Origin of the sequence: Sneathiella sp., assembly GCF_002694385.1 — a bacterium.
GTDB lineage: Bacteria > Pseudomonadota > Alphaproteobacteria > Sneathiellales > Sneathiellaceae > Sneathiella.
In genome coordinates this window covers 102,196-125,601 of record NZ_NZMB01000018.1, presented here as the reverse complement: position 1 = coordinate 125,601, position 23,406 = coordinate 102,196, and the positions used below count along the sequence as shown (strand labels likewise).

Annotated in this window: 15 protein-coding genes; 11 read left to right on the top strand and 4 right to left on the bottom strand. The window is 56.5% G+C overall.

Going from position 1 to position 23,406, the window contains the following annotated elements; genetic code table 11:
- Window positions 1-31 precede the first annotated feature (31 nt).
- From CMN55_RS12595 to CMN55_RS12585, 3 genes are all read left to right on the top strand, one after another.
- A complete protein-coding gene (locus CMN55_RS12595; protein ID WP_293950165.1) occupies window positions 32-505 on the top strand; it encodes a tetratricopeptide repeat protein in 474 nt (157 codons plus the stop codon).
- A gap of 83 nt (window positions 506-588) precedes the next feature.
- On the top strand, window positions 589-2,136 hold the full coding sequence (gene guaA / locus CMN55_RS12590; RefSeq protein WP_293950164.1) for a glutamine-hydrolyzing GMP synthase: 1,548 nt from the start codon (window positions 589-591) through the stop codon (window positions 2,134-2,136).
- A gap of 9 nt (window positions 2,137-2,145) precedes the next feature.
- Entirely contained in the window at window positions 2,146-2,769 is a 624-nt protein-coding gene (locus CMN55_RS12585) for a DJ-1/PfpI family protein (protein WP_293950163.1), read from the top strand.
- Between the two features lie 561 nt (window positions 2,770-3,330).
- On the opposite strand, the gene CMN55_RS12580 is transcribed toward CMN55_RS12585, so the two are convergent.
- Window positions 3,331-4,473: an acyl-CoA dehydrogenase family protein gene (locus tag CMN55_RS12580; protein ID WP_293950162.1), complete on the bottom strand. Its 1,143-nt coding sequence runs from the start codon at window positions 4,471-4,473 to the stop codon at window positions 3,331-3,333.
- 120 nt (window positions 4,474-4,593) lie between these two features.
- Here CMN55_RS12580 and CMN55_RS12575 point away from each other — a divergent pair, with 120 nt between their 5' ends.
- The 3 genes from CMN55_RS12575 to CMN55_RS12565 all read left to right on the top strand — a co-directional run bounded on the left by CMN55_RS12575 (window position 4,594) and on the right by CMN55_RS12565 (window position 8,086).
- Entirely contained in the window at window positions 4,594-5,394 is an 801-nt protein-coding gene (locus CMN55_RS12575) for an IclR family transcriptional regulator (protein WP_293950161.1), read from the top strand.
- Window positions 5,395-5,539: 145 nt separating this feature from the next.
- Window positions 5,540-7,120, top strand: coding sequence for a long-chain-fatty-acid--CoA ligase (locus CMN55_RS12570; protein WP_293950160.1), 1,581 nt, complete (start codon window positions 5,540-5,542; stop codon window positions 7,118-7,120).
- Window positions 7,121-7,180: 60 nt separating this feature from the next.
- Window positions 7,181-8,086: an enoyl-CoA hydratase gene (locus CMN55_RS12565; protein WP_293950159.1), complete on the top strand. Its 906-nt coding sequence runs from the start codon at window positions 7,181-7,183 to the stop codon at window positions 8,084-8,086.
- A gap of 231 nt (window positions 8,087-8,317) precedes the next feature.
- Here CMN55_RS12565 and CMN55_RS12560 read toward each other — a convergent pair whose 3' ends face one another.
- The 3 genes from CMN55_RS12560 to CMN55_RS12550 form a co-directional block, all read right to left on the bottom strand.
- Window positions 8,318-9,889 carry an AMP-binding protein gene (locus CMN55_RS12560; protein WP_293950158.1) on the bottom strand — a complete coding sequence of 524 codons (1,572 nt, stop codon included), beginning with the start codon at window positions 9,887-9,889 and terminating at the stop codon, window positions 8,318-8,320.
- A gap of 522 nt (window positions 9,890-10,411) precedes the next feature.
- The gene (locus tag CMN55_RS12555; RefSeq protein ID WP_293950157.1) at window positions 10,412-11,509 is read right to left on the bottom strand and encodes a CaiB/BaiF CoA transferase family protein; all 1,098 of its coding nucleotides are present in this window, start codon (window positions 11,507-11,509) and stop codon (window positions 10,412-10,414) included.
- Window positions 11,510-11,560: 51 nt separating this feature from the next.
- Window positions 11,561-13,144, bottom strand: a complete 1,584-nt coding sequence (locus tag CMN55_RS12550; RefSeq protein ID WP_293950156.1) for an AMP-binding protein — start codon at window positions 13,142-13,144, stop codon at window positions 11,561-11,563.
- A gap of 281 nt (window positions 13,145-13,425) precedes the next feature.
- Here CMN55_RS12550 and CMN55_RS12545 point away from each other — a divergent pair, with 281 nt between their 5' ends.
- The 5 genes from CMN55_RS12545 to CMN55_RS12525 all read left to right on the top strand — a co-directional run bounded on the left by CMN55_RS12545 (window position 13,426) and on the right by CMN55_RS12525 (window position 23,308).
- Window positions 13,426-16,737 carry an acetyl-CoA carboxylase family protein gene (locus CMN55_RS12545; RefSeq protein ID WP_459253665.1) on the top strand — a complete coding sequence of 1,104 codons (3,312 nt, stop codon included), beginning with the start codon at window positions 13,426-13,428 and terminating at the stop codon, window positions 16,735-16,737.
- 58 nt (window positions 16,738-16,795) lie between these two features.
- Window positions 16,796-20,074 carry a carboxyl transferase domain-containing protein gene (locus CMN55_RS12540; RefSeq protein ID WP_293950154.1) on the top strand — a complete coding sequence of 1,093 codons (3,279 nt, stop codon included), beginning with the start codon at window positions 16,796-16,798 and terminating at the stop codon, window positions 20,072-20,074.
- A 251-nt stretch (window positions 20,075-20,325) separates the two neighbouring features.
- The gene (locus CMN55_RS12535) at window positions 20,326-21,444 is read left to right on the top strand and encodes a C4-dicarboxylate TRAP transporter substrate-binding protein (RefSeq protein ID WP_293950153.1); all 1,119 of its coding nucleotides are present in this window, start codon (window positions 20,326-20,328) and stop codon (window positions 21,442-21,444) included.
- 5 nt (window positions 21,445-21,449) lie between these two features.
- Window positions 21,450-21,968, top strand: coding sequence for a TRAP transporter small permease (locus tag CMN55_RS12530; RefSeq protein ID WP_293950152.1), 519 nt, complete (start codon window positions 21,450-21,452; stop codon window positions 21,966-21,968).
- A gap of 32 nt (window positions 21,969-22,000) precedes the next feature.
- Window positions 22,001-23,308 (top strand): TRAP transporter large permease, encoded by a 1,308-nt coding sequence (locus CMN55_RS12525; protein ID WP_293950151.1) that lies wholly within the window; start codon window positions 22,001-22,003, stop codon window positions 23,306-23,308.
- Window positions 23,309-23,406: the final 98 nt, after the last annotated feature.

Genomic DNA, 23,406 nt, shown 5'->3' with positions numbered 1-23,406 from the left:
ACAGGATCCGCTTCAGGGAAAGGTTGGGACAATGACACTGAGAACATTTATCAAGGCCGCCCTTGGCCTGTTCGCCGCGCAGCTTCTCGCGGCGCAGATCGTGTTCGCCATGGGCAGCAGCTCATCATCGGAGACGGCGGAAAATCCTGATTTTGCGGCGGGCAAGACGGCCATTGATGCACAGGATTGGAATGCCGCCATCACTGCCTTTACCAAGGTCGCGGAAGCTGACCCGAAAAACGCCGATGCGCTGAATTATCTCGGTTTTGCCAACCGCAAGCTGAAGAATTACGACGCGGCCTTTGATTATTATAACAAGGCCCTCGCCATTGATCCGGAGCACAAGGGCGCCAATGAATATATCGGTGAAGCCTATCTGCAGACCGGGAATCTCGCCAAGGCGGAGGAACATCTGGTCAAGCTGGACGCCATCTGCTTTTTTGGATGTCCGGAATACACTATGTTGAAACGCGCGGTTGACGATTATAAAGCGAAGCAGAGCTGAGCTTTTCCCCTGATTTTGCGGAATTTTCCAGCCCGGTCACAAACGGGCTGGACAGTTCTTGTGAGTTTGTCTAAACCCCGTCTATGAAGAACAGTATTCTGATCATTGACTTTGGCAGTCAGGTCACCCAGCTGATCGCGCGACGCGTCCGGGAGGCCGGGGTTTACAGCGAAATCATTCCTTTCAACAATGCCGCCGGACGGCTCAAGGAGTTTGACCCGGCGGGCATCATCCTTTCCGGCGGTCCGGCCTCCGTCATCGGCGAAGCAACACCGCGCGCACCCGATGAGGTTTTCGAGATGGGTGTGCCTGTCCTTGGCATCTGTTATGGGCAGCAGACCATGGTCAATCAGCTTGGCGGCAAGGTGGAGGCGCCCGATCACCGTGAATTCGGCCGCGCCAATATTGACATTGTTGATCATTGCTCCCTGTTCGACGGAGTGTGGCAGACGGGGCGGCGCGATCAGGTCTGGATGAGCCATGGCGATCATGTGGTCGCCATTCCGGAGGGCTTCACGGTTGTCGCCACATCGAATGGGGCGCCCTTTGCCGCCATCGCCGATGAGGCGCGTAAGTTCTATGGTGTGCAGTTTCACCCGGAAGTGGTGCATACCCCGCGCGGCAGCGAATTACTTGCCAATTTCGTGCATAAAATCTGTGGCCTTAAGGGCGACTGGACCATGGCCGCCTTCAAGGATCAGGCAATAGACAGCATTCGCCGTCAGGTGGGCAGTGGCAAGGTCATTTGCGGGCTGTCGGGCGGTGTGGACAGCTCTGTCGTTGCCGTCCTCATTCATGAGGCGATTGGCGATCAGCTCACCTGCGTCTATGTGGATACCGGCCTGATGCGGGCCGGCGAATCGGAGCAGGTGGTCAGCCTGTTCCGCGATCATTACAATATTCCGCTGATCCACCGCGATGCCTCCGATCTGTTCCTCGGCGAGCTTGAGGGGGTCGATGATCCGGAAGTGAAGCGCAAGACCATCGGCCGGATCTTCATCGATGTCTTCGACGAGGAGGCCAGCAAGGTCGGCGGCGCGGAATTCCTGGCTCAGGGCACGCTGTACCCGGACGTGATCGAGAGCGTTTCTTTCTCTGGCGGACCCTCGGTCACCATCAAGTCGCACCATAATGTCGGCGGCCTGCCGGAGCGGATGAATATGAAACTGGTGGAGCCCTTGCGCGAGCTCTTCAAGGACGAGGTGCGCGATCTCGGCCGTGAGCTTGGCATGGCGGCGGAACTGGTGGACCGGCATCCCTTCCCGGGGCCGGGGCTCGCCATTCGCATTCCCGGCACGATCACCCGCGACCGTCTGGAAATTTTACGCAAGGCTGACACCATCTATCTCGATGAAATCAGGAAGGCCGGGCTTTATAACGAGATCTGGCAGGCCTTCGCGGTGCTGCTGCCCGTCAGGACCGTCGGTGTGATGGGCGATAACCGCACCTATGACTATGTCTGCGCGCTCCGCGCCGTGACTTCCACAGATGGGATGACGGCGGATTACTATCCCTTCACCCATGATTTCCTCGGCCGCGTCTCGACCCGTATCATCAATGAAGTCAAGGGCATCAACCGCGTTGTCTATGACACCACTTCCAAACCCCCTGGAACCATTGAGTGGGAGTAGGGGGCTGTCATGAAAATCGCGATCCTCACATTTCAAGGGTTTAACGAGATCGATTCCCTCGTGGCGTACCGGATGCTGCACTGGCTGCAAAAGCCGGACTGGGAGATTACCGTCTGCTGCCCGGAGGATGAAGTGACCTCCATGGGCGGGCTGACGATCCGTGCTCAATCCATGCTGGAGGAGGCGAGCGACGCCGATGCGGTGATGATCGGCAGCGGATCGATGACCCGCCAGATTGTCGAGGAGGCGGCGATCATGAAGCGGATAAGGCTTGATCCCGCGCGCCAGGTGATTGCCGCGCAATGCTCCGGCACACTGATGGCGGCAAAGCTCGGCCTGCTCGGCGGGGTGCCCGCCTGCACGGACAGCGCGACCAAGGAATGGGTGCAAGAGGCCGGGGTTGAGGTTCTGAACCAGCCCCTCGTCGCACATGGCAATGTGGCGACGGCCGGCGGCTGTCTCGGCTCGGCCTATCTGACCGGCTGGGTCATCGCCATGCTGGACGGGATGGAGACCGCATCAAGAGCGCTGCATTATTTCGCGCCGGTGGGGGAGAAAGACGGGTTTCTCGCGCGCGCCCGGCAGAATATTACGCCCTATCTGCCCGAAGGGGCCCGCGCGAAGGTCTCCTAATCCATCCGATAGGGCGGCGGAAAGCAGGACACGCGCAATAGCCCGCAATCATACCCGCCATCAACATGATCACAGGTAAACAGGCAAGAATTTGCTTCTTGATGTGCTGTTGCTTTCTTGATAGCGGGCTCAAGAATGGTTCGACCGACGCCAAGGCTGCATATCAAGAACAGAAGCTGATTTGGCCACAGTCAGGAAGCCTGTTATGAAGTGGATAATGCATGTAGTTGATGCAATGGCCCGCATAGGATACTGGGGGGGGGCGGCCTTCTCACCGCGGTCATGATGCTGTGTTTTGGCGGATGTGCTCAGCAAATACTTCCTGAATGCCCCATCGTGGCGACATTGGAAATGGTTTCCAATTATTAAATGGTGGCGATCATATTTCTTGCCATCGTTGATGATGCAATAGATCTGGGACAAGCCTTCCGGCGCTCTATACGGAAGGGGAGGCGGTTTGGTTTAGGGGCGCAGCAAGCTGCCATGCGGCATGGGAGCTTATCTGTGTTGCCGACAAACCGCCTATGGTTTTTACGCATCGTGTGGCCGCGCGGATCATACCTATGACAACATGCTGCGGGCGATGATTTGCTTCATGATCTCTATCGAACCGCCCGCGATACGGGACATGCGGGCATCGGCATAGGCTCTGGCAATCGGCACTTCCCACATGTAGCCCCACCCACCGAACAGCTGCAGGCACTGATCCATAACTTTGCCCTGCAACTCTGTTGATGTCATCTTGGCAACCGCCGCATCGACCGCATCCAGCTTTCGCTCCAGGTGGAGTTCAATGCAGCGGTCAACAAAAACGCGTTGCAGCATCAGCTCCGCCTTCATTTCCGCCAGCTTGAATTGCGTATTCTGAAAGTCCGCCAGCCGTTTGCCGAAGGCCTGCCGCTCGCTGGTATAGGCCACGGTCCATTCAAGGGCGGCTTCCGACGCGGCGGTGGATCGGATTGCCTGCAGCAGCCGTTCCTGCGCCAATTCTGTGACGAGCTGGAGAAAGCCGTTGCCCTCGACCCCCAGCAGATTGTCGACCGGGACACGGACATTGTCGAAGAACAGTTCAGACGTGTCCATCGCCTTGCTGCCAATTTTATGCAGCGGTCGGCCCAGTTTGAAGCCTGGCCGGTTGGTTTCAACGATAATAAGGCTGACGCCTTTGCCGCGTGCCGTCGGGTCAGTTTTGGCCGCCAGAATAATGAAATCGGCATTTTGCGCGTTGCTGATGAATGTTTTTTGCCCATTGATGACATAGTCATCGCCGTCCCGGATTGCGGTGGTTCGCATGGCCTGCAGGTCGCTGCCGCCGGAGGGTTCTGTCATGGCGATGGCGCCAATGATTTCACCGCTTGCCATGCCGGGAAGAAGCCGCTGTTTCTGGGCTTCCGTGCCATAGGTCAGGATATAGGGCGCGACAATATCAGAATGCAGGGAGAAGGATGGCCCGCTGGCTCCAGAGCGGCCCAGTTCCTCCATGACAATCGCACTATGCAGGAATGTGCCGCCGATGCCACCGTTTTGCTCAGGAATTGCACAGCATAATAGTCCCGCGCCACCTGCTTTCAACCACGCCTCGCGTGGAATTTTGCCCTGTTCCTCCCACTCCGAATGATAGGGTTGGATTTCCTGTGCGATAAATCGCTGGACGGTTTGCCTGAAAAGCTCGTGTTCATGCTTGAAAATTGTGCGGGTTATCATGGTGCTTCCATGTATTATTGTTGATATTCAGCCAAGTATATATATTTTCTTGGAAGATACAAATTCTATATAGCGAAAGACGGATGTCTCGCCGGTCACAGAAAACAATTGGAGGCGCGCGTGTCGCTCAAGGAAATCCGCACTGATAAGGCATCGAAAGACAAGACATCGTATAAGCCGGTGGGCGCGGTTATCAGCGGGCTCAGCATTCTTCGCTATTTGGGGAACAGGAATACACCTGTTGGCGTCTCCCAGATTGCGCGGGATGTCGGGATCAATGCGAGTACATGCTACAACATATTGAAGACATTTTTAGCGGAAGAGGTTGTCTCTTTTAATAGTGAGACCAAGCGCTATGCGTTGGGGCTGGGCCTTCTTGATCTTGCTCAGCCGATTATCTCGGCAAATAACGATTTGCAGCTGATCCAGCCCAGGATGAAGCAGGTCGCGACGGAATTCACCATTATGGTTTCCCTTTGGCGACGCACAGATAATGAGCAGATGTCATTATTGGCGAAAGCGGACAGCGATGCGGCCGTGCGTATTCATTTATCACCCGGCCAGCGGCTGTCGATGTGGCTAGGTGCCATGGGTCGCTGCATGCTCGCCTACAGTGACCTGACAGAGAGCGAGTTTCGCTCCCGTTTTGAAACGCTGCGCTGGGGCGAAGTTCCCAATTTTCGAAAGTTCATGCGCGAGGCGCGCGATGTCAGGACGCTGGGTTACGCGATGGATGAAAACAGCCAGGTGAAAGGGGTCACCACATTGGCGGTTCCGGTATTCCAGGAAGAGCAGGATCAGCCCCAGCTTTGTCTCGTCGCCACCATGTTTAGCGGGCAGCACACGGTCGATGAAATCGGCCGCCTTGTCACGGCCATGAAAGATGTCTCGGATGTCGCCTCACGCATGACGTTCAAATAGAGGTATTCTATATAGAAAATGAAATACGATATGGGAAAAATGTTGTTTACTTGAAGACGCTGCGATACCTTGTTTTAAAACACTGATTGACCGTGCGGTATGGGAGTGGGTCAATTATAAAAATAATAAGAACGGGTCAGGGAAAATGTCTGAAAACACTTACCGTATGCATTTAACGAATACGTTGCGCCGGGGGCGTCGGTTAAGGCGGAATGAAGCCGCCGTCGTTGACGGTGAACACCGGATAACATGGGATCAGTATGTTGACCGCGTCGCCAGGCAGGCGGGCGCGCTGCACTCACTGGGTTTTGAAAAGGGGGATCGGGTCGCCGTCCTCTCCAACAACAACTACCGTTATATCGAAATCTATTTTGGCTCTGTCTGGGCGGGTGGGTGCATCTGTCCGTTGAATACCCGGCATTCAGTCAAAGAGATTGTTGCCTGCCTTGATGACAGTGAATCCCGAATACTGATGGTTGATAGCAACCATCTGTCGATGCTGCCGGAGATCCGCCAGGAGGCGAAGGGGCTTTTGCATGTTGTGTATATCGATGACGGCCCTGCGCCTGACGGTGTTTTGTCGTATGATGAACTGTTGGCCAAGTCCAAGCCGGCGGAAGATGCCATGTGCGGGGGCGATGATGTGGCCTGTCTTTATTACACGGGCGGCACGACAGGCGCGCCCAAGGCGGTCATGCTAACCCATGATAATATATGGTGGAATCATGTCGGTTCCGCCAGTGAAATGAGGATGAACGTCGATTCGGTTGCGATGTTAAGCGGGCCGTTGTTCCATCTGGCTGGCGGCGGGCGCATTTACAGCGCCGCTATTGCGGCATCGACACTTGTTATTCTGCCGCAGTTTGCCTTGCCTGATGTTCTGGATGCAATCCAGCATGAACGAGTTACCCATGTGACGTTTGTGCCGACGATGCTGAACAGCATTATGAACTGGCCCGAATTGGCGAAGTACGATCTTAGCAGCATTCGTCTTTTGGTTTATGGCGCATCGCCCATGCCAGAGTCACTGCTTCTCAAATTGCCGGAGGTTTTTCCTGAGGCCCGAATGTTGCAGGCCTACGGGATGACGGAGCTGTCGCCGACTGTCTCGCAATTGCGGCATGAAGACCATATGCCGCCGGAGGGCAAGGAAAGCAGGCGCCGCTCTGCCGGGCAGCCGATTTCGACTGTAGAGATAAAGATCACGGATCCTGATGGTCGCGAAGTACCGGCGGGGACAGTCGGGGAGATTGTGGTGCGCGGGCCGACCGTGATGAAAGGTTATTGGAAACTGCCGGAACTGACGGCCGAAACACTGCGCGGCGGCTGGATGCATACCGGGGATGCGGGATATATGGATGAAGACGGCTATCTGTTCATTGCCGACCGTATCAAGGACATGATCATCAGTGGCGGTGAGAATATCTACAGCGCCGAGGTGGAAAATGCTCTTTACAAGCATCCGGATATTGCGGAATGCGCGGTTATCGGCATCCCTGACGAGAAATGGGGCGAGGCGGTCCGGGCGATCATCGTACTCAAGTCAGGCGCCACTCTGCAGGAAGCGGATGTCATTGCCCACTGCCGCACGCTGATTGCGGGATATAAATGCCCGAAATCGGTGGAATTCAGCGCCGACGCATTGCCGAAAAGCGGTCCCGGAAAAATTCTCAAAAACAAACTGCGGGAGCGCTTTTGGAGCGATCAGTCACGCCGGGTAAACTAGTCACCCGTCGGATTAATGCTTCCGGGCGAATGGGCAGGAAAACAACAAAGGAGGTGAGTTATGGAACAGACAACCGCAGGGAATGCAGAATTGCCGGTCTTTGAGCAGGTTCGCTATGATGAGCCGATACCGAATGTGGCGCGCGTGACGATGGCGCGGCCGGATGCCCGGAATGCACAAGGTTTGCAGATGACGTATGAATTGAATGCGGCATTTGATCATGCGGCGCAGGATGACAATATCAAGGTGATCATTCTTGCCGGTGACGGGCCGCATTTTTCCGCCGGGCATGATCTGGGTGGAGACCGGGGCAAGACCTGGCGCGATTTTCCCGTCATTGGAACATGGGGTGGGTTTGATCTGGGCGGCGCCGAAGGGCGTTATGCGCGTGAAAAGGAAATTTATCTGGAAATGACCGAGCGCTGGCGCAATCTTCCCAAGCCGATGATTGCGCAAGTGCAGGGAAAATGCATCGCCGGTGGTTTGATGCTGGCCTGGTGCTGCGATCTTATCGTGGCGGGGCGGGATGCCCAGTTCCGCGATCCCACGCTGGAAATGGGGGTCTGCGGCGCTGAATTCTTCATGCACCCTTGGGAAATTGGTGTCCGTCAGGCCAAAGAATGGCTGTTTACGTCTGACTGGCTGTCGGCCGACGATGCCAAGGCCCTCGGCATGGTCAATAGAGTCGTGCCGGAAGAGGAGCTGGAAGAATTCACGCTTAATCTGGCGGCGCAGATTGCCCGCAAGCCTGCCTTTGCGTTAAAGGCGACAAAGGAAGCCATCAATCACGTGCAGGATGTTCAGGGACGCCGCAACGCGATGATGCATGTCTTCAGCCTGCACCAGCTATGCCATGCCAACAATCAGATGCAATGGCAATTGCCCGTCCATCCAAACGGCGTTTCTCCGGCCTTTCGGGAGAGCCTGAAAAAACGCGATGAAGCGGCCAAAAAGCAAACCGGATAGGCATTCTTTCGAAAATCCGGAGTGTATCAGTTCTGGCCGCAGTAGTTGTTCTTCCGAAGGCCGGTATGAAAGTTGACCGCTATTTCGGGGTCGATGCTGGATTTCCGTGATCTGTATTTTCCGCATTGTCGCGAACCCCTCCCAGTTCGGGATAAAAGCGGAAAGGGCGGTCTCGGTTATCCAGTATCGGTTATCGGACCGCCCCGCAGGGAAAGCTATATCCGTTTGCCTTTACGTTGCGCTGACTATTTTATCGCGGGTGATCCGGATGCCCGCCTGTTCCCTGTCCCATGTATCGTCCGTTACGCCGTCCTGACGGAGCAGATGTTTCTGGACTTTTTCAGTGGGTGTTTTGGGCAGCGCCTCCATGATCCTGATGTAGCGGGGGATCATGAAATGCGCCATGCGGGGGCGCAAGAATTCAATCAGTTCTACCGGATCAATGACGCGCTCTGGTGTCGGTGATACGACAATCATGACTTCATCCTCGCCAAGCGGGCTGGGCACGCCGATGGCGGCGGCTTCGCGGATGTGCGGATGGGCGAGCACGTCATTTTCAACCTCGAACGAGGAGACATTCTCGCCGCGGCGGCGGATGGCGTCTTTTGCCCGGTCCATGAAGAAGTAATTGCCGTCTTCATCACGATAGAACAGATCACCCGTGTGAAACCAGCCGTTGCGCCAGGCAGCGGCGGTCGCTTCGGGGTTGTTGTTATATCCGTGGCTCAACCCCCAGGGCCTGTCATCGCGAATAACCATCTCGCCGATGGTGCCGACCGGGACTTCGCAATCATTCTTGTCGACCAGCCTGACCTGTGTGCCCGGGCGGGCCTTGCCGCAAGTTCCGGCTTTTGTCGGGTTTTTCTCCGACAGGATTTGCCCGCTGGTTTCCGACATGTTGAAGGCGGTATAAATATCGACACCGAAGCGTTCATGAAAGGCGCCGGCGTCTTCGGACAGGGGCACCATCATGGCCGACTTGAGGGGGTGATCGCGGTCATCCGGGCGTTCGGGGGCCTTGATGAGAAAGGGCGTCATCGCGCCCAGCAATGTACAGCTTGTTGCTTTCGCCTGCCGGACTGTATCCCAGAACCGATCTGTCTTGAAGGAATCCACGATGGCAATAGAGCCGCCTTTTACAAGCATGCCATATATGGCGTTTGTCGCGCTGGCGTGAAACATGGGCAGGCTGATTAAGCGTCTGTCTTCGGCCGTCAGCATCACCTGCAAACTGGTCGTCATGGTATAAAGATGCAGGTAGGACGATAAAACCCCCTTGGATGGCCCCGTCGTGCCGGAGGTATAGATGATGGATTGCAGATCCCACGGATCAACGGGCTGGTCCAGCGGTTCGGGCATATCCCCCATTGCGCCGAGACTGTCAGTGCCGCGGACCGTCAACCTGTCAAAATCGGTGGTTCCGTCAACTGAAATGATCATTTCAAGACCGGCGAGGTCGACGGCGTCAAGCCGTTCGATAAGCTGGGCATGGGCAATCAGCACTTTTGCGCCGGAATTGCGGATAACATGTTCAAGCAATGTCCCGCGATAGGCAATGTTGATGGGAACGAATACAGCGCCGATATAATTGATCCCGAACCAGCAGCGCAGAATCAGGGGACCGTTGGGCATCCAGACCAATACCCGGTCGCCCCGATTGACGCCGAGTTTTTGCAGGCCCGCCGCAGTTCTCTGCGTCTCTTCCTGCATCCGCCGGTAAGACCAGGGGTCGTCATTTTCGAACCAGGCGAATTCGCGTTCTGGGAACTCATCAGCGGAACGGTCGAGAATGTGCCGCAGCACACATTGATTCCGCGGGGGAATGCGCGGATCAGAAAAGGGCGCTGAGACTGACTCTGTTGGTTGCATGTTTTTCTCCTCGACGGATCCGTTTTTCGCCTGTTTTCTTCTTAAGAATATTATGTAAACGGCAGCGCGGTTATTTTCGTTTATATTGCGTGGTTTCCGATACTGCTGTTTTCTATCATTGTTGCCGAGGCCGAATGGCCATATTGCCTATGCCTCTTGCCACAGAAATCTTCCCCATTCCCAGCCTGTTTGCCCGATACGCCCGCATTTAGTTCTGAGTAAAACAGCTAGCCGTTTTTAGTTGTTTATTGGTACATCAATCAATATCAACAAACGGACGATCTAGCAAGTTTTCGGTGACGGTGTTCGGATGATGGTCTGGACCGGATTCCGTCCCGACTTTCTTCTGATGGATCAGTGAGCCGTTCTGTTTTACATATTTTTCAGCTTTCTGCGATTTTCTGAGAGAAATCGAGGACGTCGGGAAAATCATAAATATTCAATTTATGATTGTTATTATCCGACGGCTTCGCCTTCCAGTTCCTTGAGAATTTCTTCTGTGTGCATGCCGGTTTTTTCAGGTGGCCGACCAACTTTGGACGGTGTTCTGGAAAATCTGGGGGCGGCGTTGCTTTGCGGCGTATCATCCACCGATACGATAACCTCCCGCGCTTTCATATGCGGGTGGCTGGTGATTTCCGAGAAGGAAAGGACCGGGGCGAAACAAATATCCGTGCCTTCCATCAGATCACACCATTCACTGCGCGTGCGGCGGCGGAATACTTTGCGCAACTCATCGCTCATCAAAGGCCAGTTATCCTGGTTCATCTGCTGTTCCCAGAGTGGGCCATCAAGTTCCAACTTGTCTTTGAGCATCGCAAAAAACTGCGGTTCGATGCTGCCGATGGAGATATATTCGCCGTCGGCCGTTTCATAAACATTATAGTAGGGGGCGCCGCCGTCGATCTGGTTTGAGGCGCGTTCGCTATTCCATTTGCCTTCCAGCGCCCGCGCAAGGAAGCTCCCTGCAAGGGAGGTTGCGCCGTCAACCATGGCGGCGTCGATAACCTGCCCCTTGCCGGAACGGGAACGTTCAAACAGCGCCGCGCAGATGCCCATGGCGAGATAGAGCGCGCCGCCGCCAAAATCTCCGATCAGGTTGAGAGGGATGGACGGCGGACCGTCCTTCGGTCCGATGGCGGCGAGGGCGCCGGTCAGGGAGATATAGTTGATATCATGACCTGCGGCATGGGCGAGGGGGCCTTCCTGTCCCCAACCGGTCATCCGGCCATAAATCAGGGCGGGGTTGGTTTTAAGACAAGTATCCGGGCCAAGACCCAGCCGTTCCATGACGCCGGGGCGAAAGCCCTCCAGCAAAACATCGGAGCGTTTGACAAGCCGCAGGGCGGTTTTAACGTCCGCAGGATCCTTAAGATTCAGAGCGATGGAGCGTTTGCCCCGGGACAGTACCGAAATGGCCGAGCCATTTTCTGACGATTTCCGGTCAATACAGATGACATCCGCGCCCATATCGGCGAGAAGCATGCCGCAGAACGGCCCCGGTCCGATGCCGGAAAATTCAACCACTTTAAGACCTGTAAGAGGGCCACTCATATTATTACTCCTTGGATCAATATTTATTATGTGTCGCGGCGGCGGGCAATATCAGGCGGGGTCGTCCTGTGCCATGTACCGCCCGGATTCGCAGTCGTATGTCTGCCGGGTGAAAGGGGTTTTCCTGAGCTCGGCTTTCAGGATTTTTTCCGTCGGCGTCTTAGGCAGGGCGTCAAGGAACTCCACATATCGGGGCAGCATAAATCCCGGCAGGCGTGGCTTTAGAAACGTAATTATTTCTTCAGGAGAGACTGATTGCCCCGGCTTGAGCGCGATGCAGGCCTTGACGTCATCATCCGTGTGGTTGCTCGGCGCTTTGATGGCCGCCGATTCGATGACCGCAGGATGGGCATTGATCTCCCGTTCGATCTCGAAACTCGAAATATTTTCGCCCTTCCGGCGAAGGGCGTCATTGTTGCGATCGCAAAATATAAGCTGGCCGTTCGGGGAAACCCGCATCAGATCGCCGGTGTGAAACCATCCGTTTCGCATGACCTTGTTGGTCGCTTCGGGCATGTTCACATAGCCCTGCATGATCATCCATGGCTCATTGGAACGGACAACCATTTCCCCGACCTCGCCCGGCGGAACGTCCATATCATATTCGTCAACAATGCGGAATTCATAGTCGTCCCGGACGTAACCGGCATAGCCGCTCATCCCTTTTCCCATCGGCGCGGTGGCGATGACGGACGCCTCTGTCGAGCCGTAACCGGTGGCAACGCCGCTGATGCCAAACCGCTCCTTGAAGCGCTCCAGATCGGCGATGACGGGCGTGATGCCGACTTTCTTGATAGGTTGGTCCTTGTCATCGGGCCGCTCTGGCTGGTTCAGCAGAAACTGCGCAATGGTGCCCAGCATCCGGGCAGAGGTCGCCTTGTATTTACGGGCGCTATCGAAGAAGGTGGTGGCGGAAAATCCGGGCAAAATGACGGCGGAGGCCTGGTAGATAAAGGCGGCATAGATACCGGCCCATTTGGCGGTCACATGGAAAAGCGGCAGCACAACCATACTGACATCGGTAGAATCAAGGTTTTCCTGCTGCACGATGGAGGCGTAGCTGTAGGCTTGCGCATGGCTGATCAGCGCCCCTTTTGACGGGCCGGTCGTACCGGATGTATAGATAATGCAGATAATATCCCAGGGCTTGACATCATCCATGGGCTCCGGCCGACGTTCAAGCCTGTCAAAGTCGAGCACCTTGATATGGGGCGGCAGGTCGGGGGCCGTGTCGCCTGCGCCGCGAATGATCAGGGTGTCAATAGTTTCCAGATCGTTGCCGATTTCAATGAGACGTTCGAGATATTTCTCCTCGATAATCATGATTTTTGCGCCGGAAGTCCGGATCACATGTGCGAGCAGGGGCCCGCGATATGCCGTGTTGACGGGCGCCTCGATGCGGGCGGTCAGGGAAAGCCCGGTCGAAAGCAGGACAAAATCTGCCGAGTTATCCAGCATGGCTAGAACTGTCTGCTGCCGGTTCAACCCGAGATCAATGAGAGCTCCGGCCAGCTTCAGCCCTTCTTCGACCAGCCCACGGTAGCTGAACTCACGCGCCGGATCGCGAAGCGCGATTTTGTCGGGGATCCTTTCCAATGCCGATGTCATAACGGAACTGGCCGTCCGTTCCATCATAGGAGGTAATTTTACCTTTAATCGATGCTGCGGCTGAGAGCTCATGAATTTTCCCCTGTATCTGTGCCCGATATATCGGCATTCTCTTTAGTTCCCGAAAGGGCGGCCCGCCGCCGCCAGTTCCAGGCGGGTGCCGATTATCCCTTGCGGACATCAGTTAAAAATAAATTGGTAGACAAATCAATTTATTTTTTGATAATTGATGATGAAAATCGAGTGGAGAAGAACGGGAAAAACAAAACTGCTCGTCCAAAAAAATTTCTGAGACTGACCTGAACCGAATGGAGCCTGCCTTGTCACCTGGACCTGTACTGATTGCAAATCGCGGTGAGATATCGGTGCGTATTGCGCGCGCCCTTGCTGAGTTGGACATCGAAAGTGTTGCAATTCATGCCTCCGATGATGGCGGTTCCCTGCATGTCACGGCGGCGGATCGGTCTGTTGCGTTGCCAGGCAGGGGCGTGGCGGCGTATCTGGATATTGAAACGATTGTCGCCGCCGCGAAAGACGCGGGATGTAGGGCGGTGCATCCGGGTTATGGATTCCTGTCCGAAAGCGCGGAGTTTGCATCGGCCTGTGAGAAGGCAGGCCTTGTTTTTGTCGGTCCGACGCCCGAGATGCTACGGCAGCTTGGCGACAAGGCCGCGGCCCGGGCGCTGGCGATGAGGCTCGACGTTCCCCTGTTGCCGGGCACCAGCAAGCCCACAACCGCCGAAGAGGCGCGCGCCTTTTTTGAAAAGGCCGGCGGAAATGGCAGTATTATTCTCAAGGCCCTGCTGGGTGGCGGCGGTCGCGGTGCGCGGGTTGTCCATAAGGGGGAGGATCTGGAGGCTGCCTATGCCGCCTGTGCCTCGGAAGCCAGAAAGGCGTTTGGCAGCGCGGAGCTTTATATCGAGGAATATTTGCCCCGCGCCCGGCATATCGAAGTGCAGATCCTTGGCGATGGACAGGGGGGATTGATCCATCTCGGGGAGCGAGATTGCACCTTGCAGCGGCGGCATCAGAAGCTGGTCGAATTTGCCCCGGCTCCCGGCCTTGCCGCAGAAACCCGCGATGCGCTGTGCCGTGATGCGTTGAAAATGGCGGCGGATGTCGCATATCGCGGCGCGGCGACTTTTGAATTCCTGCTGGATGCGGACAAGGGCGACCGCTACTGGTTTATGGAGGTCAATCCGCGTATTCAGGTTGAACATACGGTGACCGAAGAAGTAACCGGCGTCGATCTGGTGCAGGCGCAGCTTCGCATCGCGGCGGGGGAGACCCTTGCCGACATCGGTCTGTCGCAGGATCAGTTCTCCAAAACGTCAAAATTTGCGGTGCAGCTCCGCGTGAATATGGAGAGGGTGGAAGCATCGGGAGAGATTCTCCCGGCCAGCGGCACCCTGTCCCGTTATGACATGCCCTCCGGACCGGGCGTCAGGATAGACGGCTTCGGCTACTCGGGGTATCGCGCGCTTCCGACGTATGACAGCCTGCTTGCCAAGGTGATCGTCTCGGTGAATGGATCCGGTGAGGCGGGCTATCGCCGTCTGCTCGTCAAGGCGCAGCGCGCCCTCAGGGAATGTGGCATTGGCGGCGTTGAGACAAATCTGTTTTTCCAGCGGGCTTTGCTGGCCCACCCGGCGCTGGCAGCCAATACAGTTTTTACCCGTTTCATTGAAGAGCATACGGGCGAGTTGGTGGCAAGCGCGCTTGATCTGCAAAATGCGGAACGGCCGCCGGAGGAGCAGAGCGAAAAGCCAGCTACGCACGCCATCGAGGTGCCGCCGGGCAACGTGGCCGTTTCCGCCCCGATGGTTGGCTACCTGGCGGAAGTCCTTGTGTCTGAAGGCGATGTCATTGGCAAGGATCAGCCGCTTGCCATCCTTGAAGCGATGAAGATGGAGCATCTGGTAACGGCGCCGGAAAGTGGGCTTGTGACGAAAGTCCTGCTGGAGGATGGCGTGCAGCTTGATCTTGGCTCGGCAATCCTTTTCATCGACCCTGAAGGGGGGACGGCGGCGGAAGCAGTTGATGCGGCTGAACAATCCATTGAGGCCATTCCGCCCTCGCTCGCGGAAGTGATCGAGCGCAAGAATATGTTGCAGGATGAATTCCGTCCGGATGCGGTTGCGCGGCGGCGGAAAACCGGGCAGCAGACGGCGCGTGAAAATGTTGCCGCCGTATGCGATTCTGACAGCTTTCGTGAATATGGCGCCCTGGTACTGGCGGAGCAGCGCACGCGGCGCAGCCTGGAGGAGCTGATCCGGATGAGCCCGGCCGACGGGCTGGTGGCCGGAACGGCACGCGTCAACTCCGATCTGTTTCCTGAAGGAAACAGCCACTGCGCCGTGATCGCCTATGACTATACCGTCTTTGCCGGAACGCAGGGGCGGGCAAATCACAAGAAAATGGATCGGGTCTTCAATATTGCCGCCCGCGATAACCTGCCGCTTATCCTGTTTGCGGAAGGCGGCGGCGGCCGTCCGGGCGATGTGGATAATATCCGGGTGGCGGGTCTGAATTTTTCGACCTTCACCATGATGGCCCGACGCAGCGGAAAGGCGCCGTCGGTGGGCATTGTCTCCGGCCGATGCTTCGCCGGGAATGCGGCGCTGCTCGGCTGTTGCGATGTCATCATTTCGACGCCTGACGCCAATATCGGCATGGGCGGGCCGGCGATGATTGAAGGCGGCGGACTGGGTGTTTTCAAGCCTGAGGACATCGGTCCGGTCGATGTGCAGACGGCCAATGGTGTCATTGACATTCTGGTCGAGGACGAAGCCGAGGCGGCCGTTGTCGCCCGCAAATATCTTTCCTATTTCCAGGGGCCGGTCGATCAGTGGGAGTGCGCGGATCAGCGGTTGCTGCGTCATCTGGTTCCTGAAAACCGCAAGCGCGCCTTCGATGTACGGCGGGTGATCGAGACGCTTTGCGATACGGGAACCGTCCTTGAAATCCGGCCGAGCTATGGCGCGGGCATCATTACGGCGCTGGCCCGCATTGAAGGGCGGCCCTTCGGCCTGATCGCCAATAACAGCCAGCATCTGTCCGGCGCAATTGATAGTGAAGGCGCCAGCAAGGCGTCCCGGTTCATTGAACTTTGCAATGCTTATGACCTGCCGGTTGTCTCGCTGTGCGATACGCCGGGCTTTATGGTTGGCCCCGACTCCGAGAAGGAGGCGGCGGTGCGTCAGTTCTCGCGCTTCTTTATCAAGGCGGCGGCGCTGGAATCCCCGCTGATGACGGTGGTGTTGCGGCGGGCCTATGGGCTCGGCGCCATGGCGATGGCGGGCGGTGACTTTTTTGTCCCGCAATATGCGGTCACATGGCCACTCGGTGAGTTCGGCGGCATGGGCCTTGAAGGCAGCGTCCGCCTCGGTTTCCGGCGCGAACTTGAGGCGATTGAAGATCCGGCCGAACGGGAAGCAAAATATCAGGAAATGGTCGCCGCCGCCTATGAAAAGGGGAAAGGGCTCAATGTCGCAAGCCATTTTGAAATAGACGACGTGATTGACCCGGAAGATACCCGCAGGCTGATCACGGTGATGCTGGCAGGTCATGTCGCGAAGCCGTGGGGGTCCGTCCCGCAGCGATATATTGATCCGTGGTAAGAGAACAATAACCAGTAAAGGGAGCACCGCACGGAAACAGTGCGTGGGCAGAGAACAGATGTTTGAAAAAATACTCATTGCAAACCGCGGAGAGGTTGCCATCCGTATTGCCCGCGCGGCGAACGAGATGGATATCGCGACGGTTGCGGTTTATGCGCCGGAAGATGCCACATCACTGCATGTCAGCCAGTCCGGGCAGTCACTCGCCCTGCCGGGGCGGGGGGCGGCGGCCTATCTCGACATCCCGGCGATAATCAGCGCGGCGGTGGAAAGCGGCTGTGATGCAATCCATCCGGGGTATGGCTTCCTGTCCGAAAGCGCGGAGTTTGCGAAAGCCTGTGCGGACGCAAAGCTGACGTTCATCGGTCCTGATCCGGCGGCTCTCGCATTGCTGGGGGATAAGGGACGGGCGCGGGAGTTGGCGAAAAAGATTGGTGTGCCACTCGCCGAGGGAAGTGTCGGTCCGACCAGCCTGGAAGACGCCCGGCGGATCATGGAAGGGTTTTCCGGAAGGCCCGCGATGATCAAGGCGTTGGCCGGCGGCGGCGGGCGCGGCATGCGGATTGTCGAGCAGGTTTCTGATCTGCAAGAGGCATTTGCGCGCGCCGGTTCTGAAGCGAAGGCTTCATTCGGTTCGGACGCGCTTTATATCGAGGAGCTGATCCGGCCTGCGCGACATGTGGAAATTCAGGTGCTCGGGGATAAAGAGGGCAATGTCATTCATCTGTTTGAGCGTGAATGCAGCCTTCAGCGTCGGCACCAGAAGCTGATCGAATTTGCGCCCGCTCCGGGGCTTGATCCGGCCCTGCGGGACCAGATCGCCGATGCCGCCGTCGCGCTTGCCCGCGCGGCAAAGATACATACGCTTTGCACAATGGAATTTCTGGTTGACCCCGATCCGGCGGCAGAGCGCTTTGTTTTCATGGAGGCCAACCCGCGCTTGCAGGTTGAGCACACCGTGACCGAGGAGGTGATGGGAATTGATCTTGTGCAAACCCAGGTCAGGCTTGCAGCAGGACAAAGCCTGCCCTCACTCGGGCTGACGCAGGTGGCGGTCGGCCGCCCGCGCGGTATGGCCGTGCAGCTTCGGGTGAACATGGAGCAGATCGCGGACGACGGTACGGCCGTGCCATCGGGGGGCACCTTGCGTGCCTTTTCTCCCCCCGGTGGCGCGGGCGTCCGTGTCGAGACGTTCGGTTATCCGGGCTACCGCACGACATCCGCTTTTGATTCACTGCTTGCCAAGGTGATTGCGTTTGCCCCGTCAGGTCAGCTTCGGGATGTTCTGACGCGCGGCTATCGCGCCCTGTCGGAATTTCACATTGACGGGCTGGATACGAATATCGGCTTTCTGCAAAGCCTGATGCAACTTGCCGACGTGCGCGACGGGCGGATGACGACCGGGCTGGTCGGGGAGCAGGCGCCGAAAATCGTCAAAGCAGGGGTGCAACATCCCCGGCTGTTCCGAGAAGATATCGTGGCGGCAGCAGAGGAGGGAGCGGCGACGCAGGCCGCCAGCGGCCCTTCCGGCACGCAGGCCGCGTCCGCGCCCATCGGCGGATTGCTGGTTGAAATACGAGCCGAGGAGGGGGCGCTGATTGCGGCAGGGACCAAGGTGGCGGTGATCGAGGCCATGAAAATGGAGCATGTCGTTACGGCGGAAACATCCGGCATTGTCCGTCTGGTGCCCGTCTCGCAGGGGGGGACAATTGAGCGCGGGGAGGCGCTGTATTTTTTCGAGCCTGCTGACGCCGGAGAGATGGAGCAGACGAGCCAGGAGGAAGAAGGGCCGGATGCGGAAACCGAAAAGGCCATCGACATTGCCCGCGCCGCAAGACAATCGGTTCTTGATGAGGCGCGCGCCGAGGTGGTTGAAGGCCAGCACAAGCGGGGCTCTCTCACGGCGCGCGAGCGGATTGCCTATATATGTGATGAGGGCAGCTTCAAGGAAATCGGCAGCCTGATCCGTAACCCGGCCCTGACGCGTGAAGCGCCGGCCGATGGCATCGTTGCCGGATCGGCGCGGATTGAGGGCCGCCCCGTGATGATCGTCTCGCAGGACTTTTCCGTGTACGGGGGAAGCTCGGGGCATCTTGGCAGTGAGAAATTTGTCCGTATCGCCAAACTTGCCGAACAGTATGGCTGCCCGTTGGTCATGCTGCTCGATGGCGGCGGCCACCGCATTCAGGACGGCCAGAATTCCCGTTCCTACGCGCGATCAAGGGATCTGTTTGCAACATTTTCCCGCATGACGGGATGGGTGCCAATGGTGTCCGCCGTGCTGGGGTTCGGCTTTGCGGCAAATACCAACTATAGCGGCATGGCCGATCTGGTGATGATGGTGAAAGGCAAATCCACCATGGGGCTGGCGGGTCCTGCGCTGGTGAAAGCGGGGACCGGCGAGGTGATCAGCGCCGACGATCTGGGCGGTACCGCGCGGCAGGTGGACCGGAATGGTCTCGCCGATGCGGCGGTGGAAAGCGAGGAAGAGGCGCTGGACGCCCTGAAGCGGTTTCTTTCCTATCTGCCGTCCAACGCGCAGGCACCGGCAAATATCGAAGCGACGCGGGACGCGGCAGAAGATCAGATACTCCTGGAAAGCATCGTGCCCGCCAATACCCGCAAATCATATGACATGCGGCGGGTGATCGAGGTCCTGTCCGATGCGGAGAGCGTGTTTGAAATCAAACCCGGTTTTGCAAAAAATATCATCACCTCGCTGGCCCGGATAGAGGGTCGGCCGGTGGGCATCATTGCCAATCAGCCCCTGCATCTGAGCGGGATGTTGAACGCGGATGCCTGCGAAAAGGCGGCGCATTTTATCGCCTTGTGCGATGCCTATAGTGTGCCGCTGATCTATCTGGTGGATATTCCGGGGATGTCCATCGGCAGCCCGGCGGAGGATTCTAATCTCGGGCGGCGCAGCGCCAAGATGCTGTTCGAGCTCGGACAGTCAACAGTGCCGCGCATCTCTATCGTTTTGCGCAAGGGCTATGGGCTCGGATATGTGGCGATGGCCGGTGGCCGCAGTTTTGACGCGGACGCCTGCCTTATCTGGCCAACCGCCGAAATCTGCGCAATGTCGGTGGAGGGGTCGATTGATGTGGCCTATTCCAAGCTCTATCAGAATGCGCCCGATCCGAAGGCGCGCCGACAGGAGCTGATTGATGAAATGCGCCGTGAAATCGACCCGCTGAAGGCGGTGGAGGGATTTGGCGCCGATGAGCTGATACTGCCGTCGGAAACCCGGTCCCGGATCGCGGATATTCTGGAGCGCGCGCCCGCCCGCCGCCCCTCCCGGATGCCGCCAAAATTCCGGTCCATTTCGCCAATTTAAAGAAAATGAAGACAGCGCAGAAAGTCATCCGGGTAATGGAGAAATGGCAAATTTCAGATTTGGTGTGTCACAGATAAATAAATTGTTAGATTGACCAATTAATATTGACACAGGAAAGGACCGATGGTTAATATGCGGTAAAAATAAATAAGAAGACTACGGTAAGCTAGCGGGCTGGCGCAGGCAAAAGCGCCGGATCCAGATAAATTAACAAACATTGCAGTCCTAAAGTTCAGGGAGGAATGAACATAATGAAAAAGTCAAAGTATATTTCCTTGGTTCTTGGCGTCGCCATGGTCGCCGGGATGAGCGCTTCGGTTCAAGCGAAGGAATTGAAATATGTTTTCGGTGGCAATGAATCGGGCTTGACCAGAGGCGGTGACAAGTTTGCGGAAGTCCTTGCCGAGGAAACGGACGGCCGTTATACGGCCAAGGTCTATATCGGGAATCTGTTCGGCTATAAAGAAACCAACGGCGCTCTCAGCCAGGGGCTGGGCGATGTCGGCTTCGTTATTGCACCCTATTTCCGTGCTGAATATCCGCAGACCAACCTGATCGCGGATCTGGCCACAGCCAGCGCCAACCCTTATGCCGCAACGGGCGCCCTGAACGAATATTACATGAGCTGCGAAGCCTGCATTGCGGAATTCAAGGCGCAGAATCAGCTGCTGACCGGCTCGATGGCAATCGGACCCTACTATATGTATTCCAAGCCGCGTATTGACTCGCTTGAAAGCATGAAAGGTCAGAAAATCCGCGGGTTTGGGACATTCGGCCGCTGGGTTACGGAAATGGGCGGTTCGGCTTCCAATATTTCGTCCAACGATGTCTATAGTGCGATGAGCCAGGGCGTTCTGAGCGGATCAACCCATACCGCCTATACAATCATCAACCTCTCCATGGGTGAAGTCACCGATTATCTGCTGGATGCGCCGATCGGCCTCGGGATGGGCAATTCCCTGTTCAGCACGAACCTTGATCTTTGGAATAGCTTTTCAGATGAAGACAAGCGCGCCTTTCTGAAGGCGGTGGCCTATGGCCATGCAACGGCGACCGTGGAATATCAGGCGGATAACCTGATTGTTCTTGAGAGCAAGCCGGGCGAATATGGCGTCGAGATCATCAAGCCGAAGGATGACTTGCTGGCCAAGCATGAAGAGTTTCGCAAGAAGGATATTGATCTGATCGTGAAAAATGCGGTTGAGCAATATGGCATTGCGGATGCCGAAGCACGCAAGGATCGCTTCCTGGAACTGCTGGCGAAATGGGAAAAGCTGGTCGAAACCATCGACTACAAGGATTCTGACGCTCTGGGGAAACTTTACAATGATGAAGTTTTCTCGAAAGTTGACATTTCCAAGTTAAACTAAACCCAATGATCGGTTTATTTGACAAAACGATCAGCAGGCTTGTTGCCGCCTCGACAGGTGTCGGGGCGGTAATCCTGATCCTGATGATGATACAGGTCGTGGCGGATGTGATCGCAAGTAATGTATTCCATAGCCCCATACCCGCAAATTCCGTTATCGTGACCAATTACTACATGGTTGCCGTCGTTTTCCTGCCCATTGCACTGGCAGAAATGCGGGACGATAACATCACCGTCGAGATCGCCTTTCAGATGATGTCACGGAAAGCCAAAAACTGGGCGATGTATTTCTCCTGGGCGCTCAGCCTGATCGTCTGTTTCGCCCTGATTGTCAGCCTGTGGGAATTGGCAATGAAGAAATATCATACTGGCGCTTTTGTGCTGGAACAGGAAATCAACATGATAACCTGGCCCACATACTTCATTCTACCGGTTAGTTTTGCCCTCATGGCCCTCGTAATCGTGCGGCATATAATGAAGGGCCCCGAAACCGTCGAGGCCGAAGCGTTAAGACGCGGCCTTTAACAATCAAAAAATACCAAGCGGGGAGGGAAACCTTGGAAAGTGAAATCATCGGACTGATCAGCCTGCTCACCGTGATGGGGCTGCTGCTGTTGCGTGTTCCGATTGCCGTTGCCCTGATATGCGTGTCATTCGTTGGTATCAGCCTGATCCTGGGCACGAAACAGGCGTGGGGAATGCTGTCGGTCATTCCATATGACTTTGCGGCAAAATGGACATTGTCTTCAATTCCCATGTTCCTGTTGATGGGATTCATGGCGCACCATGGCGGGTTGACCTCCGGATTGTTTGCGGCGGCGCGTCTGTGGTTATCGCGACTGCCGGGCGGGCTCGCCGTTGCGGCGGTGCTTGGCTGTTCGGGTTTCGCGGCGGTTTCCGGCTCCAGTGTGGCCTGCGCGGCGGCGATGGGCCGAATTTCGGTGCCGCAAATGCTGAAATATAACTATGCGCCGACGCTGGCCACCGGCTCGGTCGCGGCGGGTGGTACGCTCGGGGCCCTGATCCCGCCGAGTATTCTGTTGATCCTTTTTGGTATCTTCACAGAAACATCCATTAATATGCTGTTCGTCGCCTCGATTGGTGTCGGCCTCTTTTCCGCTTTCGCCTATGTCCTGATGATCGTGATCCGCGCCTGGCTTAACCCGGAACTGGCGCCGCCTGTGGATGACAATCCGACCTGGGGAGAGCGGATGTCCATTCTGACGGAAGTCTGGCCGGTCATCGTTCTCTTTGGCGTCGTGCTGGGCGGTATGTTCACCGGCCTGTTTACGGCAACGGAGGCAGGCGCGGTCGGCGCTCTCATGACAATCGTCATCAGCTTTGTCAAGAAAACGCTGACTTTCGAAGCCATCAAGGCAACTCTGGTTGAGACCTTGACCACCACGGCCAGCCTGTTCTTCATTGCCATCGCGGCGAGCTTTTTTATCCGTTTCCTGACGTTCGCGGGAACGGATGACCTGATTGCCGACATCATTCTGCAACTGGGGACAGACCGCCTGCTGCTTATTCTGGGCCTGATCGGTGTTTATCTCGTTATGGGGATGTTCATTGATCCGCTGGGGACAATGCTGCTGACCATTCCGCTTGTTATGCCGGTATTGGACAAGCTGGATATCCCGCTGTTGTGGTTTGGCGTGTTTCTTGTGAAAATGCTGGAAATTGGCATGATAACACCCCCCATAGGGCTCAACGTCTTTGTTTTGAAAACAGTGGTGCCGCGAGAAATAACCCTCGGGATTATTTTCAAGGGCGTTATGTGGTTTATCGCCGTTGACATTTTGGTTGTGCTTCTCATGATATTTTACCCCGAACTGGTGCTCTACTTGCCGAGCCTGTCTGGTTAGTACGGGCGGACAGAAGAGGGGCCGGATATTGTCTGGCGTTACGTGTGAGTTCAGAATTTTGTATTGAAGACAAGGTATGATATCGGGGGCTATCTCTG

Bases quoted from the DNA above. Each gene is read 5' to 3' on its own strand.
- CMN55_RS12540 (WP_293950154.1), top strand. From the start codon at position 16,796: ATGTTTGAAAAAATACTCATTGCAAACCGCGGAGAGGTTGCCATCCGT.
- CMN55_RS12595 (WP_293950165.1), top strand. From the start codon at position 32: ATGACACTGAGAACATTTATCAAGGCCGCCCTTGGCCTGTTCGCCGCG.
- CMN55_RS12580 (WP_293950162.1), bottom strand. From the start codon at position 4,473: ATGATAACCCGCACAATTTTCAAGCATGAACACGAGCTTTTCAGGCAA.
- CMN55_RS12530 (WP_293950152.1), top strand. From the start codon at position 21,450: ATGATCGGTTTATTTGACAAAACGATCAGCAGGCTTGTTGCCGCCTCG.
- CMN55_RS12565 (WP_293950159.1), top strand. From the start codon at position 7,181: ATGGAACAGACAACCGCAGGGAATGCAGAATTGCCGGTCTTTGAGCAG.
- CMN55_RS12545 (WP_459253665.1), top strand. From the start codon at position 13,426: ATGGAGCCTGCCTTGTCACCTGGACCTGTACTGATTGCAAATCGCGGT.
- CMN55_RS12585 (WP_293950163.1), top strand. From the start codon at position 2,146: ATGAAAATCGCGATCCTCACATTTCAAGGGTTTAACGAGATCGATTCC.
- guaA (WP_293950164.1), top strand. From the start codon at position 589: ATGAAGAACAGTATTCTGATCATTGACTTTGGCAGTCAGGTCACCCAG.
- CMN55_RS12550 (WP_293950156.1), bottom strand. From the start codon at position 13,144: ATGATGGAACGGACGGCCAGTTCCGTTATGACATCGGCATTGGAAAGG.
- CMN55_RS12570 (WP_293950160.1), top strand. From the start codon at position 5,540: ATGTCTGAAAACACTTACCGTATGCATTTAACGAATACGTTGCGCCGG.
- CMN55_RS12555 (WP_293950157.1), bottom strand. From the start codon at position 11,509: ATGAGTGGCCCTCTTACAGGTCTTAAAGTGGTTGAATTTTCCGGCATC.
- CMN55_RS12535 (WP_293950153.1), top strand. From the start codon at position 20,326: ATGAAAAAGTCAAAGTATATTTCCTTGGTTCTTGGCGTCGCCATGGTC.